The organism is Paraburkholderia sp. 2C (genome assembly GCF_054589215.1).
Genome location: NZ_BAAILL010000032.1, coordinates 217255 through 236053, shown reverse-complemented (window position 1 = coordinate 236053; position 18799 = coordinate 217255). Strand labels below are relative to the sequence as shown.

14 protein-coding genes and 1 pseudogene are annotated in these 18799 nt (G+C 62.1%); 11 read left to right on the top strand and 4 right to left on the bottom strand.

Annotation, left to right across the window (positions count from 1 at the left end; genetic code table 11):
* Window positions 1-3: 3 nt before the first annotated feature.
* Window positions 4-1485, top strand: coding sequence for an efflux transporter outer membrane subunit (locus tag ACYPXD_RS09225; protein WP_459710036.1), 1482 nt, complete (start codon window positions 4-6; stop codon window positions 1483-1485).
* Window positions 1486-1503: 18 nt separating this feature from the next.
* Here ACYPXD_RS09225 and ACYPXD_RS09220 read toward each other — a convergent pair whose 3' ends face one another.
* A complete protein-coding gene (locus ACYPXD_RS09220; RefSeq protein ID WP_459710033.1) occupies window positions 1504-2382 on the bottom strand; it encodes a LysR family transcriptional regulator in 879 nt (292 codons plus the stop codon).
* A gap of 92 nt (window positions 2383-2474) precedes the next feature.
* Between ACYPXD_RS09220 and ACYPXD_RS09215 the strand changes: the two genes are divergently transcribed.
* From ACYPXD_RS09215 to ACYPXD_RS09205, 3 genes and pseudogenes are all read left to right on the top strand, one after another.
* Window positions 2475-3431, top strand: a complete 957-nt coding sequence (locus tag ACYPXD_RS09215) for a DMT family transporter (protein WP_459710030.1) — start codon at window positions 2475-2477, stop codon at window positions 3429-3431.
* Window positions 3432-3578: 147 nt separating this feature from the next.
* A complete protein-coding gene (locus tag ACYPXD_RS09210) occupies window positions 3579-4760 on the top strand; it encodes a sensor histidine kinase (protein ID WP_459710027.1) in 1182 nt (393 codons plus the stop codon).
* A gap of 711 nt (window positions 4761-5471) precedes the next feature.
* Window positions 5472-6619 (top strand): annotated as a pseudogene (locus ACYPXD_RS09205) (porin).
* 88 nt (window positions 6620-6707) lie between these two features.
* On the opposite strand, the gene ACYPXD_RS09200 reads toward ACYPXD_RS09205, so the two are convergent.
* Entirely contained in the window at window positions 6708-7511 is an 804-nt protein-coding gene (locus ACYPXD_RS09200) for an AraC family transcriptional regulator (RefSeq protein WP_459710025.1), read from the bottom strand.
* 423 nt (window positions 7512-7934) lie between these two features.
* On the opposite strand from ACYPXD_RS09200, the gene ACYPXD_RS09195 reads away from it, so the two are divergent.
* The 3 genes from ACYPXD_RS09195 (at window position 7935) to ACYPXD_RS09185 (ending at window position 11036) form a co-directional block, all read left to right on the top strand.
* Complete coding sequence (locus ACYPXD_RS09195) at window positions 7935-9464, top strand: FAD/NAD(P)-binding protein (protein WP_459710022.1); 1530 nt, start codon at window positions 7935-7937, stop codon at window positions 9462-9464.
* Window positions 9465-9612: 148 nt separating this feature from the next.
* A complete protein-coding gene (locus tag ACYPXD_RS09190) occupies window positions 9613-10344 on the top strand; it encodes a PIG-L deacetylase family protein (RefSeq protein WP_459710020.1) in 732 nt (243 codons plus the stop codon).
* A complete protein-coding gene (locus ACYPXD_RS09185) occupies window positions 10341-11036 on the top strand; it encodes a 4-carboxy-4-hydroxy-2-oxoadipate aldolase/oxaloacetate decarboxylase (protein ID WP_459710017.1) in 696 nt (231 codons plus the stop codon). The genes ACYPXD_RS09190 and ACYPXD_RS09185 overlap by 4 nt, the downstream gene beginning before the upstream one ends.
* 246 nt (window positions 11037-11282) lie before the next feature.
* Here the strand turns inward: ACYPXD_RS09185 and ACYPXD_RS09180 are convergent, their stop codons facing one another.
* Both ACYPXD_RS09180 and ACYPXD_RS09175 read right to left on the bottom strand, forming a co-directional pair.
* Window positions 11283-12575 (bottom strand): LysR family transcriptional regulator, encoded by a 1293-nt coding sequence (locus ACYPXD_RS09180; protein WP_459710014.1) that lies wholly within the window; start codon window positions 12573-12575, stop codon window positions 11283-11285.
* Window positions 12576-12651: 76 nt separating this feature from the next.
* Window positions 12652-14328 (bottom strand): SulP family inorganic anion transporter, encoded by a 1677-nt coding sequence (locus ACYPXD_RS09175; protein ID WP_459710011.1) that lies wholly within the window; start codon window positions 14326-14328, stop codon window positions 12652-12654.
* A gap of 250 nt (window positions 14329-14578) precedes the next feature.
* Here ACYPXD_RS09175 and ACYPXD_RS09170 point away from each other — a divergent pair, with 250 nt between their 5' ends.
* The 4 genes from ACYPXD_RS09170 to ACYPXD_RS09155 all read left to right on the top strand — a co-directional run.
* Entirely contained in the window at window positions 14579-15595 is a 1017-nt protein-coding gene (locus tag ACYPXD_RS09170; protein WP_459710009.1) for a hypothetical protein, read from the top strand.
* A 128-nt stretch (window positions 15596-15723) separates the two neighbouring features.
* Entirely contained in the window at window positions 15724-16827 is a 1104-nt protein-coding gene (locus tag ACYPXD_RS09165; RefSeq protein WP_459710006.1) for an AI-2E family transporter, read from the top strand.
* A gap of 18 nt (window positions 16828-16845) precedes the next feature.
* A complete protein-coding gene (locus tag ACYPXD_RS09160; RefSeq protein ID WP_459710004.1) occupies window positions 16846-18393 on the top strand; it encodes a TolC family protein in 1548 nt (515 codons plus the stop codon).
* The coding region (locus tag ACYPXD_RS09155; protein ID WP_459710001.1) for a biotin/lipoyl-binding protein at window positions 18390-18799 on the top strand (410 nt) is incomplete at its 3' end. The genes ACYPXD_RS09160 and ACYPXD_RS09155, both read left to right, overlap by 4 nt.

Here is an 18799-nt window from a genome sequence, read left to right as displayed (position 1 = left end):
AACATGACGTTCAACCGTCCTTCGTGTCTTGCGCTTGCGGCCGCCGCGCTTCTGTCTGTGCTTGTATTGCCGGGCTGCACGGTCGGCCCCGACTACCGCGGCGCGCCGGCTGTCGCGCAAGATTCGACCAGCAGCAAAACCTTCGTGCGTGCGTCGAACTCCGGCACGATCATGATGCCCGCGCCGCCGAACCAGTGGTGGCTCGCGTTCAACGATCCGCAATTGAATGAGCTGATCGAGGCCGCGTTTGCGCATAGTCCCGACGTGCATATTGCGCAGGCGCGGTTGCGCGAATCGCGCGCGCAGCTCGATCAGCAACATGCGAACGAGTTGCCCAAGCTGTCGGCGAATGCCGCCGCGTTGCGTGCGCGCGAGCCGGATCTGAGTGCTTTTACCAATGGCAATAACGGCGGGAATGGCAATAACAGCAACACGTCGTCGTCGGGACGGGGCCCGCTGCAGCTTTATACAGCCGGGTTCGACGCATCGTGGGAAATCGATCTGTTCGGCGGCACGCGGCGCGCGATCGAAGCGGCATCGACGAATGCGCAGGCCGTCGACGCCGATCTTGCGGATACCCAGGTATCGCTGGCGGCCGAGGTCGCGCGCACCTATATCGAACTGCGCGACGAGCAGACGCGTCTCGAACTCGCGCAGCGTCAGGCGCAGACCGAGCAGAAAATCTTGACGCTTACGCAGCAGCGCCGGGCACGCGGCACCGCCGCGGACGTCGATGTCGAACGCCTGACCACGCAGGTCGAGAACACGCGTGCGACGCTGAGTCCGCTCGACGCGCAAGTGACCGATTCGCTCGATCGCCTCGCGGTGCTGACCGGCCGTGCGCCCGGCGCGCTCGACGAACAGCTCGCCGCTGCGCGGCCCTTGCCGGCGCTGCCTGAGACGGTTGCAATCGGCGATCCGTCGGCAATGTTGCAGCAGCGGCCCGACATTCGCGCAGCGGAGCGGCGGCTCGCGTCGAGCAATGCGGAAATCGGCGAACACGTGGCCGATTTCTTTCCGAAGGTGACATTGCTTGGCGATATTGGCTTTAGCGCCAGCGATCCGGGCCATTTGATACGCAAGAGCAATTTCAGCTGGGTGGCGGTGCCGTATCTGCAATGGAACGTGTTCGATTTCGGTCGCACGCTCGGCAGCGTGCATGCGGCCGAGGCATCGCGCGACGAGGCCGAAGCTCAATATACGAAGACCGTGCTCGAGGCGCTGCAGGACGCGAACTCATCGCTTTCGCGCTATGGGCATCAACGCGAGCATGTGGTCACGTTGCAGAAGGTGGAGGCGTCAGCCACGCACTCGGCTGTGCTGATGCGGCAACGCTATACGGCGGGCGTGTCGACCTTGATCGATCTGCTCGACACGCAACGCCAGGAGTTTTCGGCGCAGCAGAATGTCGTGGCGGGACAGGCCGAATTGCTAAAGGACTTTGTGGCGTTGCAGAAGAGTCTTGGACTCGGCTGGCAGATTTAATGTTGCAGTCTTTGCCGATCATCTCGCGTCTGGGTCCGCGTCTTTGCCTAGCGCAAGCACGATCTGTTCATGCATCGCATCGACAGCCTGCGAGCGTACGGACTTCTTGCCTCGAACCAGCGCGACGTCGAGTTCCGGCAGATCGGGCAAGCCGTGCCGCGCATCGAGAATCTTGAGCGCGGGCGGCACGCTGCAGCGCGTCAGCACGGCGATCGCCATGCCGCTGGCGGCCGCGGCATGCTGGCCGGCCACGTTCGGGCTGTGATACACGATGCGATAGTCGCGCTTTTCGGCCGCCAACGCCGAAAGCGCAATGGCGCGCGGAAGACTGCCCGCTTCGTGCACGGCAATCGGCAGCGGATCGCGGCGCCACGCTTCGTGTTGTTCGTCCCCCACCCACACCAGACCTTCGCGGAACAGCAGCGTGCCACGCTCGGGGTGGTCGCGCGTGACGACCGCCAGTTCGAGCTCGCTGCGATCGACCTTCGGTATCAGCACGGTGGACTGCTCGCAGACGAGCGTGACTTCGATGTTCGGATAGCGCGTCGAAAACTGGCGCAGTACAGGCGTTAAGTAGGCCATCGCGTAGTCGTCGGGCACACCGAGGCGAATGCGGCCCGTGATGTGCGCGCCCTGAATGGCGGCCAATGCTTCCGCTTGCAATTCAAGCATGCGCCGTGCGTAAACGAGCAAGTCGGCACCGACCGGCGTGAGCGATACGTGCTTCGAATCGCGCGAGAGCAGCGGTTTGCCCACCACTTCCTCGAGCTTCTTGATCTGCATGCTCACAGCAGATTGAGAACGGTAGACGAGCCTTGCGGCGGCGGTGAGCGAGCCGGTATCGACGGCCGCTACGAAGGCGCGCAGCCAGTCCGTTTGCAGATCTTTGGGTTGCATGGCGGGTTGCGTGGACTCCATTCGATTTTCGAAAGATTAAACCAATATAAATTCGCTTTTGCGATGTCGTCAATACGCACAGAATGCGCTGCATGAAATCTTCGACATCGACTCCCGGCGTGATCGCGGGCGAGCAACGCGCTGAAGCGCCATGCGTTGACGGGCAACGCGCTGTCCGCCACGAACAGAGCGGTACCATCCTGATGGTGCTTGGCGGCGTCATGCTCGGCACCATCGGCATCTTTATCGAGGAGGCGGGGCAGGATCCCTTCACGACTGTCCTGTTCCGATGCTTTTTCGGCGGCGTTGCGCTATCGCTTTGGGGGCTTGCGCAAGGACGCATCGCGGAACTTCGCCTGACCGGGCGTGCGCTGCGCTACGCCGTAGCGGCGGGGCTGTTGATGGTGGTGAATTGGGGACTCTTTTTCGCCGCCATTCCCCGGACGTCGATTGCCATATCGACCGTGATTTTCCATGTGCAACCGTTCTGGGTCATTGCGCTGGGCGCGTGGTTGCTACGGGAGAAAATTTCGCTGCAACGCGCGGTCGCGACGGTCATCGCGCTTGTCGGTCTCGTGCTCGCAACGGGTGTGCTGAATGGCCACGGTCAGGCCGACGGCAGCAGCGTATCGGCGAATTATTGGAGCGGCGTGGCGATGTGCCTCGCCGGCTCCTTCGCTTATGCGGGCGTCACGATGATCGCCAGAATGGCGACGCAAGTCAGTTCCTTTGCGCTTGCGTGGTGGCAATGCCTGATCGGCATGCTGGCGACGTGCTGGTGGCCCTTGTTGCGTGGTCTGCCGGCTTGGGGCGCTGCGTGGGGATGGCTTGCGGGTATTGGGGTTATCCATACGGGCCTCGCGTATGTCGTGCTTTACGCCGGCATGAGCCGGTTGAAGACCGGCAATATCGCGGTGCTGCAATTTGTTTATCCGTTGAGCGCGATTCTGGTCGACAGAGTCGTGTATGGGCACGCGCTTGGTTCAACGCAGATCGTTGGGGTTTGCGTGATGGCGGCGATGTGGTGGTGTGTCAGGCGGATGCGCTGACGGGGTGTGCGTGCGAGGAAGGCGTGCGGGAAAAAGCACGACGTACCGGGTTGCGGGGGTGTCCCGGGATTTGGAGAAGCGATCAAGGTAAGATGAAGCGGTCGAGGTGCGACGCGCGTGCCCCTCTAATCCGAAGGAGCGACTACCGTGCTGGACGAGACAACGGGACCTCGCATTCATCAGATCAAGCAAAGCGCCGGGCTCGCGTCCAGCCTCAGTGACGGGCTAAGAAAGAAATGGAGCGTATTGCGGGTTTCGCCCGCACAGGCGGGCGTACTCGCCAGCGCGCTCACGCTACTTATCTTTGCGTTGGACTGCTACTTACCGGTTCCGCTCAACGTTGCGAAGCTGTACCTGTTCGTTGTAATCGTGCTCGCCTGGACGCGATCCGTTCGATGGTTATGGGGCGGTGCGGCGGTCGTGGCGGTGCTGGCCGTTATTGTTCTGACCTTTAGAGACGGGTTTGCGGGTCCGCAGAATATCGTCGCGATCGATTGGGCGAACCGCTATTTCACGGCTGGCATGCTGCTTGTAGTCGCGGGTCTGGTCCATAGCGGACTGGCGATACTCGGCGCGCGCCGGCGTGCCGAGGAAGCGCTTCGGCGCGCGGAGGCGGATTTCGCGCACGCCGCGCGCATCTCGATGCTGGGCGAACTGACTGCATCGATTGCTCATGAGTTGAAGCAGCCGCTAGCGGCCATCTGCATTAATGGCCAGGCCGGGCTGCGCTGGCTCGACAGGCCGGAGCCCGATATCGCGGAGGTGCGGGCGACCACCTCGCACGTTGTTGCCGAGGCGCGCCGTGCAGCGAACATCATCGATCATATTCGCGCGATGGCCATTCGGCGCGCGCCCGAGCAGACGCCGGTGTCGCTCGATGAGCTCGTCGAGGAGTCGCTTGCGTTTCTGCGACCTGAACTCGAAGCGCGCGGCGTGAGCGTATTTCATGAGTTCACGCCTGAAGCGCCGAATGTGCTCGCCGACCGTGTGCAACTGCAGCAGGTCATCGTCAATCTTGCCGTCAATGCGATGCAGGCCATGGAACAGGCGGACAGCCCGCAGCGCAGGATGACCATTTCGACCTCCATGCCGAATGCCGCCACCGTGCGCTGCGCTATTGAAGATAGCGGCCCCGGCTTGACGTCCGATCATGTCGCGCATCTTTTCGAGCGCTTCTTCACCACCAAGGAAAACGGCATGGGCATGGGCCTCGCGATCTGCCGATCGATCATCGAGGCGCATAACGGATGGATTGCCGCAGACACGGGTTCCGCACACGGCGGTGCACGCTTCTATTTCACGCTTCCTGCTGCGGATGCGCGCGCGTGACATTCACGTCAGCGCCAGCCAGACCGTTTTGGGCTCCCGTGTAATAGGTGGCAGTGGGCGCGCAACTGGGAAAGGAGCGGCTTGCATGGCTCAAGCCGGTGTATGTGCCGCGGGAGCGGCTATCGTGCTTGGGGCGTTTTCGGTGACGGTGGCGTGGTCGGCAGTGCACTAGCGAAACAAAGCATATTTCCTGATGAAGAGGAAAGAGGCGACGCAGTAGGTTATGCATGTTGTGGATGCGAGAGAGACATTGGCCACCTACCTTGAAAGCAAGGCCGCCAGTTCCCCCGGATGCCGCTTCATATAGTGGCTATACAGCAAGGTACTGCCGGCGACGCTGAGGTGATGGTCGTCGTCGTACCGATACGCGGGCAAACCGTCGAAATCGAGCTTGCAGGGGGTTCCGTCGCAAGGCGCATCAAAAAGCGCAGTGCCGTATCAGCCGGAATTGCGGTACGGACAGACGCTATACGTAATTCAGCTCCATTCTGTGATGCCTTGCGCTCAATGCATCGAAAGCCGTTGAAACAAATCCGCGCTCAATATAATTCGGGACACTAAGTACATTCAGTTTTGGGCAATGCTTTTTCGACAAAAAAGGGCGTCCATATCGCGCCGATATAAATCCGAAAGATAAATTACACCCCTCCGTCGTGACGGGCCGGTTCATTCGAGTCGGCTTTCGACTGTCAATCAAATGAGAGGAGAGAAATGAAGCGGGGTTTATATTTTATTGCCTGTTCGGGCATGTTCGCCGCGCAGATCGCGCATGCACAAAGCTCTGTGACGTTGTATGGCCTGCTGGATGCAGGCCTTCAATATACGAATAACGTCGGCAGTGGCGGGTCGCTGTTCCGGCAGACCTCCGGCAACATTAATGGCAGCCGCTTTGGAATGCGCGGCAACGAAGATCTCGGCGGCGGCCTTGGTGCGATTTTCGTACTTGAAGGCGGTTTCAACATCAACAACGGGAAGTCGGCTCAGGACGGGCGATTGTTCGGTCGTCAGGCATTTGTCGGTCTGAGCAGCAAGGAATACGGTACGGTTTCGCTCGGCCGTCAATACGATGCGCTGACCGACACACGCTGATTCCACTTTCGGCCACATCGATCAATTTCGGCGACACCGCGTTCGCTCACCCGTTCGACAACGACGACATGATTCATTCATATCGTTTGAGCAACACAGTGAAGTATACGAGTCTCGACTACTGGGGTTTGAAGTTCGAGGCGCAGTACGCGTTCTCCAACAGCACGGACTTTGCGGTGAATCGCGCATATAGTGCGGGCCTCGCGTACAGCAAGGGTCCGTTGAATGCCGGTATTGCGTACTTCCAACTGAACGGCACGAAAAACACCACGATCAACAGTCCCGGCGCGCTCGATATCAACGAAACGCAGGCGAACAATACGGCCGGCTTCGTGCTGGGCGCCGATGTGCAGCGAATCGCCGGCGCAGGCGTGAACTACGAAATCGGCAAGGCGAAGCTCGGTTTTGTTTATACCCACACGCAGTTCCAGGGCTCGACGTCGTTCGGTTCACAGAACGGAACGGTGCGCTTCGACAACTACGAGCTCAACGGAAAATACTTCGTGTTGCCGCAGCTGACGGTGGGCGCCGAATACGTTTTCACCAATGGCCATGTGACGAATACATCGACGTTCGGGTCGTCGCCGAAATGGAATCAGATCGGGTTGCAAACGGTGTACAGCTTTTCCAAGCGGACGGATGTCTATCTGGAAGGCGTTTATCAGCACGTCAGCGGCGGCAATTTCCACGCTTTCGTCTACAACTCGGGCGGAGCTTCGTCGACCGGCAATCAGATTGTCGGCATGATGGGGATGCGCGCGCGGTTCTGACGAGGCGCAGTTGCGGGTTGGGCGCCGCGTGGCACACATGGCACAGGTGGTACAAGCGGCATACGCCGCATAAGGCGCACAAGCGGCATCACTCAGGCACGCGAAACGCCTCACGATATTGCCCCGGCGTCATGCCCATAATCGCCTTGAACGTGCGGGTCAGGTGCGCCTGATCCGCGAACCCCGTGGTGACGGCGATGTCGGCAAGTGCGTGCTGCGTTCGCAACAGTCGGCACGCCGCGCGGATGCGCGTCTGCGTTTGATACGCGTGCGGCGTGAGCCCGACCGACTGCTGAAACGCGCGCAACAGCCGGAACGGTGGAATGCCCGACGTAGCCGCCAGTTCGTCCAGCGTCACTTTGTCACCGAGATTTTCGACCAGATAGTCGCGTGCGAGTCCGACTGCGCGCGGCTCACGTTCGCGAGCGGGAAGAGTGACGGCGACTTCCGAGTGTCGCAACAGCAGTCGTGCGATCAGCGTGACCAGCCACGATTGACGTTCCAGTGACGAGGCCTCGGCTTCGGAACGCCTGTGCAATTCAAGCAGTTCGCGAGCCGCGTCGGGGTCGTCGAACGTCGGCCCGAGGAACGCGATACTGGACGCAGGCGAGTATTTGCGCAAATCGTCGGCGGTGCTTTGCACCATCCGCGGGCTAAGGTGAATGGTTCTGCAACGCCAGCCTTCGCCGTTCACCGGCGTACCGTAGTGCGCTTCCTCGGCGTTGATCAGCGTGAACGAGCCGGCCGTGGCAATGCCCTGACGCGAGCGTGTGCGCAGGTCGATCGCGCCCTCCAGCACGAGCCCCAGGCTGATTTCCTCATGAGAGTGCCACGGGTACATGTGTTGAACGTAAGTACCCTTGAGCATCTCCGCGTCATGCAGGTCCGTCATTCGCCAAACCTTGACGCTGCTGTCGTGCGACATCTCCGCCTCGAAATCAGATTCGCGATGCGTTCCCCGACGCAAAACGAGGAACGGTAAAACAAAACCATACCGAATATCGGCCGTCTTTGCCGGCTGCGCTGACGTCGCGATGTTTCTCCGCGGCCAACCTTGCCCGCCATTCAGGGACACATTACGGCGCCGGATCGGAACCCGGCGCGAATTTCCACATACCACGTCTCTTTTTCAGCCTACCAGGTGGCGCGGTCCGCGGTCTTGAAGAATCTTGCAAGCGGGCAACGCGCGCAAAGCGGCGCGCCGCGGACGCAGGATTCTTCAAGACCCGGCTCGCGAGCGCCGGATATTGTGCGTCACAGATAAAAGCAAGACACGAAGCAGCAGGCTAAAGATCGGTAAGAACAGGACATCAGCATGAAGCAGGACGAAAAGAGTGTGGCACTGGTTGGCGGCGGCGCCGCCTGCGTGGCGACGTTTATCGCGCTCGTCAAACAACGCGCGGCGCACACGATCTATGTGATAGCCCCCGGCGGTATCGGTCCCGGCATGGTCTTCGGAAGCCGCGACGCTGATCTGTTATGCAATACCTCGGCCGAAATCATGTCGGTGACCGCGGATGCTCCGCAAGATTTTCTGCTCTATCTGCGGCAAAACGGGCAATCGGTCGACCCGGAAGCGTTCGTGCCGCGCTCGTGGGTCGGCGCTTACCTCGCGGACCGCTTTCGCCGTTTTTCAGACATCGCGTGCCGGTGCGGTATCAAAGTGATTCACCTGCCGTATCGCTTTCGCTCCGTGCGTGCCATCGACGGCGGTGGTCATGAACTGACGCTCGAGAGCGGCGAAACCTCGTATTCGCTGTTTGCGACCGACGTTGTTTTCTGCACGGGCTTTGGCGCACCGCGTATTCCGGATGTGTTGAAGGCGTATATCGGTCATCCGCGTCTGATCGACAGTCCTTATCCCGAAGCCGACATGCTGGGCCGAATTCCCAGGCATGCGCGCGTGCTTGTGGTCGGCAGCAAACTGTCGGCGGTCGACGCAGCGATTTTGCTGTGCCGGCAAAACTGCAAGGTTTCGATGGTCTCGCCGTCCGGCGCGCTGCCGGCCGTGCGCGGCCGGTCCATCCGCAATGCGCGGTTTCGCCTCGACCGCGCGTGGCTCGAGTCGCTTTTGAGGCGCTGGACGCCGGGCGGCGATGCGTCGTATCCGAAGGGGCTGAGGCACGCCTATCTGAAGTTTTTCGCGTACCACATGTCGACCCTGGCGGGCCCTTCATGGCGAGACCAGTTCAGTACGGCACCCGTATACGGCGAGCGGCTGCGCGAGCAGATCCGTCTCGCGGAACTCGGTCAGTGCCAATGGCAGGATCTGCTCGTGGACCTCGTGGAAACGATCAATGCGATCTACGCCAAAACCCGGTCTCCATTTCCCGGTGCGATGCACCCCGCGATCGGCGAGCGGGTCGAGCCGTACCTGACCTCGCTCGCGTTGCCGAATGCGAAGAAACTTCACGACCTGATTGAAGACGGGCTGCTGTCCGTCAGCAAGGGCCGGCTGCTCGATGTCATTGCGCCGCCGGATAGAGCGGCGCCGTGGAGTGTGAATTGGGGCGAGGGCTTCCGGAACTTCGATGCGATCGTCATCACAGCCGGATTTCATGCGCCGCGCCTCGTCAGAAACGAAATGGGCGAGATGGAACTCGAAGTGCACGGCGCGCGTGACAGAGAGACGGTGACCCTGTCGCAGCGATTGAGCGCCGAGCCGGCGCGTCCAGCTGAGCAGGGCCACCTCTGGTTTGTCGGTCCGCCCGCACATTCGCGCGTGCCGATTTCGAGCGCGCTGTTCGTCAATGCAACGGTGGCCGAGCGCGTGGCAGGAAATCTCGTGTCGGGCCATCGCGCAACGATGCTCGACGAATACGGCACTCAGGATGCAGCCGTGTAGCGATGCACCGTTTCCCTTCAAAACAGTTTCAATAAACAAAATAGATAGCCATCGAGGGTCCTTCGCGTACCCGCTGCCGGTATGCGGCTCATAGAATCATCGGCGTTGGGATTCATTTTTTCGAATAAATCAACGTACAGGGCTGCAAATGGCGGAGAACAGATCGATGCTGGTCGTCAGCGCGCATAGCGCTGACTTTGTGTGGCGGGCAGGCGGTGCAATCGCACTGCATAAGAAAAACGGGTATCGCATCAAGGTGGTGTGCCTGTCGTTCGGCGAGCGCGGCGAGTCCGCCAAGCTGTGGCGAAAAGAAGGCATGACGCTCGACAAGGTCAAGGCGTCGCGTCGCGAGGAAGCGCAACGCGCAGCAGACGTGCTCGGCGCGGAAGTCGAATTCTTCGACCTCGGCGACTACCCGTTGCGCGTATCGGACGAAGCGCTGCTGCGCCTCGTCGACGTCTATCGCGACGTTCAGCCCGCATTCGTGCTGAGCCATTCGCTGAAAGATCCGTACAACTTCGACCATCCGCTCGCGATGCACGTCGCGCAGGAAGCGCGCATCATCGCGCAGGCGGAAGGTCACAACCCGGGCCAGAAGATTGTCGGCGCGCCGCCCGTCTACGCATTCGAGCCGCACCAGACCGAGCAGTGCGAGTGGTCGCCGAATACGTTCCTCGATATCACCGAAGTGTGGGACGTGAAGCGCAAGGCAATTGAATGCATGGCAGGTCAGGAGCATCTGTGGGAGTACTACACCCGCGTCGCGCTGCAGCGCGGCGTACAGGCCAAGCGCAATATCGGCATTACAGCGAAGCGCAACATCGAATACGCGGAAGGCTATCAGCGTGTCACGCCGAGCGTGGTCGGAGATCTGTCATGAAGCGCGGCGTCGTCGTTACCCGTATCTCGCGGGCCGATCCGGCCGCCGTCGAGGTGCTGAAGAACGCAGGCAGCGCGACCGTGCATGAGGCGCAGAACCGTCTCGGGCTGCTCGCCACTTACATGCGACCGATCTACGCGGGCGCATCGATTGCCGGCTCCGCGGTGACCGTGCTGATTCCGCCGGCCGACAACTGGATGATCCACGTGGCCGTCGAGCAATGCCGGCAAGGCGACGTGCTGGTCGTCGCGCCCACTTCCCCATGCGAAGACGGCTACTTCGGCGAACTGCTCGCCACCTCGCTTGCGGCACGCGGCGTGCGAGGTCTCATCATCGACGCGGGCTGCCGCGACGTGCGCGCCCTGAAAGAGATGGACTTCCCGGTCTGGTCGAAGGCGATCTCGTCGCAAGGCACAGTGAAGGAAACGCTCGGCTCGGTGAACGTTCCAGTCGTATGCGCGCAGCAACTCGTGCGTCCCGGCGACGTGATCGTGGCCGACGACGACGGCATCGTCGTGGTCCCGCTCGAAACGGTCGCGGCGGTTGCCGAAGCGGCGAAAGCGCGTCTTGCCAAGGAAGAAAAAACGCGCAGCGTGCTGGCCTCGGGCCAGCTCGGCCTCGACTACTACGGCATGCGCGACAAGCTTGCGGCCAAGGGGTTGGTCTACGTCGAATCGGCCGACGATCTTTAACGTGGTTACGTTGCCTCGCTTTGTCGTTTGAGATACGGGCGAGTGCTCAAGCTAAAAGCGCTCGCCCGACATTAACAAGGAGACGCCTCGTTGCGCGATGCAAAGCTGGACCCGCTGACGAGCGAGGCGTGCGCGAAACTGCAGGACGGCGTCGTCGATGCGACGCAAACGCGCGGCATGCGTTACGAGGACGTCGTGCCGTTTGCCTGGCGCGACTTCCTGGACCTGCTCGCGCGTGGATGCCGGTCAGGCAACGGCATGCCCCGAATACGCAAGCGGATTGAATTGCGCGACGACCTCGCGAATCGCGTCGATCAGCTTGCGCGCGGCCGGCGACGGTTCGGCGAAGGCGCGCATGGTGAAGCCGATGTCGCGCACGGTATCCGGCATCGGCACGTCGAGTACCGTGAGCTGGCCCAGTTCGCACTCGTACTGCATCTGATGCGCGGAAAGCGCGGCCACCATATCCGACTGCAGCAACAGGCCGCGGATCATCGCGAGGTCGGCGGTTTCCACCGCAGGCACGGGTGGCGCGAGCCGGCTGCGCTCGAACAGCGCGTCGAGAATCGCGCGGCTCGGCGAATGGCTGCGCGGCAGCACCCATTGCATATCGGACAGCTGCCTGAGCTTCAGATTGCGTACCCCGGCGAGCGGATGATCAGGCCGCGCCAGCACCGCCATTGGTTCGGACATCAGCGTCTCGGTCACGAGGCCGCTTGCCGGATCGGGCTCGCGCACCGCGCCGAGAATAAAGTCGATATCGCCCGCGCGCAGGCCCACAGCGAGTGTTTCATAGGCGCTTTCGTCGGTAATGACGCGCACGCCCGGATAGGCCTTGCCCAGATGCGCGACCGCGGCGGGCAGGATCAAGGTGCGCCCGAGCGGCAGCGCGCCGACGAGCACATGGCCGCGAATCGTGCCTTGCAGCGCGGCGACGTCGTCGGGTACATGGCGCAATTCGTTTAACGCGCGGCGGACGTGAAGCACGAAGATCTCGCCGTCGGGCGTCGGTTGCAGGCCGCGCGCGCTGCGATGAAAGAGTTCGAAGCCGGCGCCCGTTTCGAGTACGCGGATCGCGCTGCTGACGGCAGGCTGGCTGATGCCGAGCGCGCGGGCGGCGCTCGGCATATGCCGGTGGCGCGCGAGTTCGACGAGCAGTTGCAGCCGCCGCGTATTGAGCAGCGACGACGGCACGCCGCGTGACGCGTTGAGCCGTCGGTCCTGCTGTCGCGTCGTGCACCACGTGGCCAGTGTTTGCAGCTCACCGAATACCCGCTGCGCACGTTCGAGCACCGTGCGGCCGGTAGGCGTGGGCAGCATACCCGACGGATGCCGCTCGAAGAGCGGCACGCCGAGCGCGTTTTCGAGTTCGTGGATCGAGCGTGTGACCGCCGATTGCGCGCGATACAGCGTCTCGGCCGCACGCATCGCGCTGCCGTACTGTGCGACGCGGACGAACACGAGCAGATGCGCAAGATTGAGCAGCTCGCGCGGTGCGTGCGCATCGGGAACGGGCGGGCGGGGTCGTTTGACGGTCATGGCGCGCGGTGGACAGGTGGCGGTCAATGATACGCGACGCGATTTGCGCGTTGCAGCGAAACGGGCGCTCAGACTGCTATCCGCGTCGCTCCTCGTCATTCTTCGGGCTCTCCCGTTTGCCCAGGTGGTAGTCGACCGCGCTGTTTATCGTCGGATGAAAGCGTTCGGCGCCGACCAGCGCCATCAGTTCGAAGCGCTTGAGCTTGTCGCGAACGGGGTCCTTCATCTCGGCGAAATGCAGCGTGATGCCTCGATCGTTCAGCACGCGAATCAGTTCGAGCAACATATCGGCCGAGGTCACGTCCACACTCGTAACGGGTTCCGCGGCCACGACGACCCTGCGTACGGGCGTGGGCGAGTCTTCGACTGCCTGTAGCAGCCGCTCCTGAAAAAGCTCGGAGTTGGCGAAAAACAGCGGGGCATCCCAGCGAAACAGCAGCAGCCCCGGAATGCGCGCCGCATTCGGGTAGCGCTGGATGTCATGGAATCCGCGTACCTCGTCAACCCGGCCAAGCACGGCAAAATGAGGCCGCCAGCCGTCCCACAGAAATTCGATGACGGCAATGGCCACCGCGATGCAGATGCCCGTAATCGCGCCAAACACGGCAACGCCGATAAAGCACACGACGGAGAGCCAGAACTCCCACTGCTGGATGCGATAGATCCGTTTGAGGTCCGCAAATTCGAACAGGCCGATGGCGGCCGCGATGACGACGGCGGCGAGCGCGCTGTTCGGCACGTAGCGCATCAAATTCGGCGCCGCAATGAGAAGCAGCGCGACAGCCAAAGCGCCGACCACGCCCGACAGCTGGGTTCTCGCGCCCGCAGCCTCCGCCACGGGTGTGCGCGAAGAGCTGCTGCTGATCGGGAACCCTTGAAAAAGCCCTGCCGCGAGGTTCGCGGCGCCGAGGCCCACCATTTCCTGGTTCGGATTGACGCGGCTGTGAAACCGGGCCGCGAAGGTTCGCGACAGCACGCTTGTATCGGCAAACGATATGAGCGCGACGGCACAGCCGCCGAGGATTACTTTGGCCAGGTCGACACCGTCCGTCCAGGGTACGACAAATGACGGCAGACCTTGCGGAATCTTGCCAAGCACCTTGACGCCTGAAGCGTCGAGGCCGAATGCGCTCACGCATAGTGTGGCGAGCACGACGGCGATCAGAATGCCGGGCACCTTTTCGAAGCGCTTGAGAAAGAGAATCAACGCAAGCGTGCCCGCGCCCACCGCGAAGCTATATCCGTTTGCCTTGCCATCGATAATGCTTCTAGTCAGGCTTAGCAGATCTCTTAGCGGACCGGCTTCATCGATCTTGATGCCAAACAGCTTCGGCAACTGACTGATCAGAACGGCGATCGCGATGCCATTCATATAGCCGTATCGGATCGGCTTCGACAGCAGTTCCGTGATAAAGCCAAGACGCAACACGCCCATTGCAATGCAAAAAACGCCGGAGACGATGGCCATCATGCTCGCGACGGCGATGGCGCGGGACGGATCGCCGGCCGCCACCGTCACGACGACCGCGAGAATCGGCGCGGCGAGGGCGGAGTCCGGGCCGAGCACGAGAATGCGGCTGGGTCCGAAGACGGCATAGGCAAGCAACGGAACGATCGTCGCGTAAAGACCGTAGACACCCGGTACGCCCGAGGCCTCCGCGTAGGCAATGCCGACCGGCACCAGCATCGTGGTCAGGACGAGTCCGGCGGCGATGTCTTTTGGCAGCCAGCTTGCCTGATATTCCCTGAGCATCGTGACGCCGGGCAGCCACCGCAACCATCCGTGAGCGTCTTTGGCAGAGGGTTTTCCTTGAGTAAGGGACGTGTCGGGTTGCATGAGTCGATCGCGTGAGATCGAGTGGGCCTCACGTGCGGATGATGGAAGGGTGGGCCGCGTCGCGCCTGGATAACGCCTAGAATAGTTCAGGGATGAAAAAGAGACCAGCACGCGAGGCCGCGTTCGTAGGGCTTCGGAGGCGCCGCTAGCAGCGAGGGATAGACAGATGGGAATGCTCGACTGGCTACTCAACCGGAACCGGGCGCAGACTGGCTTGCAAAAATCGGCGCAGATCGACGCAGGCATCAAACGCATTCTGACCATGCATCCGCGCCTGCAAATGGCGTCGCGCTACGAGCAGCATTTGAAGCCTGCGGTACTGACCGCGCTTCATACCATCGACGGCTTGCTGGCTTCGTTGCCGTCGGCGCATCAGGCCAATGCGCAGGCGTGGTCAGCCGATTTTCAGCTACGTGCCTTTTTTGCCACGCCTGACACGCTGCTGGAAACGTTCGGCCGGGCCGAAGAGCTGCGGTCCTTTTTCGATGGCAATCCAGAACGTATCGAAGCCTACGCAGCGCTTGGCATGACGATGGCCGAGCGGCATTTCCTCGGCGTTGCGCTCGAAGGCAATGACGTTCGTCACGATGTTCCGCAGACTTCACTGCTGTTTGGCGATCATCGGGTGCGCATGTGCAGTCGCACCGAGTCCGAACTGCGCGAAGAGATCGGGCATCGATTATTGGACCAACTGGTACTCGAAGGAATAGCGAAGCTGACGAGCGATCACAACACGTTGCTCGATGAAGCGCGCGCCCTTCTGCAAGCGCGTAAGACGCTGCTCGAGCGGCAAGGCGCCGGCATGCGTTCGGTAGTCGGCGATGAAGCCGTCGACGCGGCCGGGGAGCTCGAACAACTGCAGAAACAACTGGAAGAAAACGCACGCAAGCTTGGTGAAATCAGAATGCCGGGCAAAACATACGATCTTCAGCTCAAGGGAATATGCGATGTTCTGGCTCATCCCGCGGCTCATCTGTACGTCAGCACAAAACGCGTTCGCATCGACCTGATGAACGTGATCCACGACCAGGACGGCGAGGGCTGCCACGAAATCGAGTTCCATTTCGCGCGCATTCCGGGCGACCCGCCCCGGACGCGTGCTTTCGCGCTTGTGTGCTTTCCTCGCGCGGAACTGGCGCCGGGCGGATTACGCATCGATGCCGTGATGCGTGGCCTCGGCTAGCGGCTCAGTTAGCCAAGTAGGACCTTGGTCCAATTGTTTCTGCCGCGGGATCGGTTCTACCATGCCCGATAGCGGCTCCAGGTATCGCCAGGTACTCGTACCCGAGGCAACCCGCGAGGAGACAATCGATGCTGCCCACGCCGACTACCCGAAGGGTGTTGTCCAGAGAGTTGCTCGACGTGCTGATTCGCGCCGGGCTCATTGCCGTTCTGGCGATATTCTGCGTGCGGATTTTCCTCCCGTTTCTCAGTCTGATGGTCTGGGCGCTGATTCTCGCGATCACGCTTTATCCGCTTCAGGTCAGACTTCGCCGCACGCTCGGCAGGGATGGGGTCGTTGCAACGCTGATCGTGATCGTCGCATTTGCCGTCATTCTCTTGCCGACTTATCTGCTTGGTGTGGCGGTGGCCGAATCCATCGAGCGTGCGATGGATATCGTCCGGAACGGCGAATTCCGCATTCCACGGCCGGCCGAATCGGTGGCGAGCTGGCCGCTCATCGGGCAGCGCGTACACGACTTCTGGCAACAGGCCTCCACCGATCTCACCGGTCTCGTGCAAAAGTTCGCGCCCCAGCTCAAGGAAGTGAGTCTCGCCTTGCTCGGTATGGCGACCGGCCTTGGCGCGGGACTGCTCATATTTTTCGTTGCGCTGATCGTTGCCGGCATATTCATGGCTTATGGAGAGAAGGGCCACTACAGCGCGGTGCAGATTGCATCGCGTATCTTCGGCCCCGAGAACGGCCCGCAGATCGCCGACCTGTGCACGGCCACTATTCGCGCGGTCGCTCAGGGCGTGGTCGGCATCGCGTTTATCCAGATGCTGCTGATCGGTGTCGCGTTCGTCGTGATGGGCATTCCGGGCGCGGGGCTGCTTGCGCTCGCCGTGCTGCTGATCGGCATCATGCAGTTGCCGGCCACGCTGATCACGATTCCCGTGATTGTCTTCGTCATCCTGACCGAGGGCGTCAGCGCCGCAACGATCGTTTTCTCGGTCTATGTGTTCGTCGCGGGGCTGGCCGACAACGTGCTCAAGCCCTTGATGCTGGGGCGCGGCGTGGCGGTGCCGATGCCGGTCGTGCTGATCGGCGCGCTCGGCGGGATGGTCTCGGGCGGCGTCATCGGTCTTTTCATTGGTCCCGTCATGCTGGCCGTGGGATACCAGCTGTTCTGGCGATGGGTGAGGGATCAGCCGCAGCTGGAGCGGGCCAAGGAAGAGCAGCACACCACGTAGCACCAACGGGGCCTCGCCGTGTCGCCGAACCTGCGTCAATCGTGGCTTGTGCTGATCGGCGCCGGGTGCCTTTGCGGGTGCACCAGCGTCGGACCGGATTTTCATCCGCAACATGAGAGCTGGAGCGAGCACTGGAGCAGCGCTTCGATCGAACAGGTCACGCAGGAGCGTGGCGAACCCGACGTCCGGCAATGGTGGCGCATTTTCGCGGACGAGAATCTCGAGTATCTGATTGCGCAAGCCGATGCGCACAACGGTGACCTCAAGATTGCCGGCCTGCACGTGATCGAGGCCCGCGCGCAACTGGGCATCGCCGTCGCGGGGCGGTATCCGCAACTGCAGCAGGTCAATGCCGATGTGCTGTACTCGGCGCGCAAACGGTCGGATGGCTTCAACCCGCGTTCAGGCGCTTACTGGCAATACGGCGTGGGCTTCAGCATCGGCTGGGAACTCGATTTCTGGGGGCGTTTCAGCCGCGCGATCGAGTCGGCCGACGCCTCGTTCTTTGCGGCGCAAGCCAATCGGGACGACGTGCTGGTGCTGCTGCACGCGCAGGTTGCCGACACGTATTTCGCACTGCGCACCGCGCAGGCGCGTCTACGTATCGCGCGAGAAAATGCCCGCTTGCAAAAGCGCAGCTATGAGATCACGCAACGGCTTTTCAAAAGCGGAGAAAGCGATGAACTGGATCTCCAGCAGGCGAAGACACAATACCTTGGCACGCTGAGCAGCGTTCCCGCCTTCGAAAGCCAGATCGTGCTTGCGCGCCATGCGTTATCCGTGCTGATCGGCCGGCCGCCCGATCCATTGCCGGAACTCGACAGGCAGCCCGGCAAGGAGGGCGTGCTTCCGCTGGTCAGCCGGGCCGTATTGCAGGATGTGCCCGCGGACCTCCTGCTGCGTCGTCCCGATGTGCGCGCCGCCGAGTCGCAGATGGCCGCGCAATCCGCGCTGATCGGCGTCGCGCAAGCGGATCTGTACCCGTCTGTGTCGCTGCTCGGCTCGCTTGTCTGGAGCGCCAGTTCGCTCACCGGCGCGCCGAATACGCTTGCCGTGGCGGGCGGTCCGAGCGTCACGTGGAACGTGTTCGATCATGGCCGCATCACGAACAACGTGCGCGTGCAGGACGCGCGTTTGCAGCAACTGATCGTCGCCTACCAGAACACCGTGCGCGAAGCGGCCCGCGAGGCCGACGACGCGGCGACGGCATTGATCGCGGCGCTGCAGCGCGACAGCATTCTTTACGACGCCGAGCGGGCGGCACGCCGTTCGCTCACGCTCGCCAATACGATCTATCGCGAAGGCTATTCGGATTTTCAGCGGGTGCTCGATGCGCAACGCGCACTGTCGTCGCAACAGGACACGTACGTCGTCAATCGCGGCAATGCGGTGAGCAGCGTGATCGCGCTCTACAAGGCGCTGGGCGGCGGCTGGTACACGGCCCAGCCGCTCGTCGACGCGGCGACGCGCACGCAGATGCAGCAGCGCACCGACTGGGGTGATCTGCTGAACGAATCGGGCGCGTCATCGGTCACCGGCAGCCGGCCGGAAGGTCCGGCACAATGAGCAGCCCGCCCGAGCCCTCCGCCGACACGCCGCAACAGCCGCCGGCGCCGGCGCCGGCCGCCGATCCATCGTCGGGCGCTGTCAAATGGGTGATCGGTGCGATCGTCGTGAGTCTTGCCTGGTATCTGCTTGCGGATCGCTTTACGCCTTATACGCAACAGGCCCGCGTGCAGGCCTACGTCGTGCCTGTGGCCGCCGAAGTGTCGGGCCGGGTGACGCGCGTGCTCGTGCATAACAACGAGGACGTCAAGGCGGGCGATGTGCTGTTTGAAGTCGACAGCGAGCAGTACCGGATCGCCGTGGATCGGGCGCGCGCGGATCTCGAATCGACGCGCCGGCAGATCGGTGCCAGCACGGCCGGCATCGATTCGGCGCGCGCATCGTTGCGGGCGGCGCTCGCGAACGA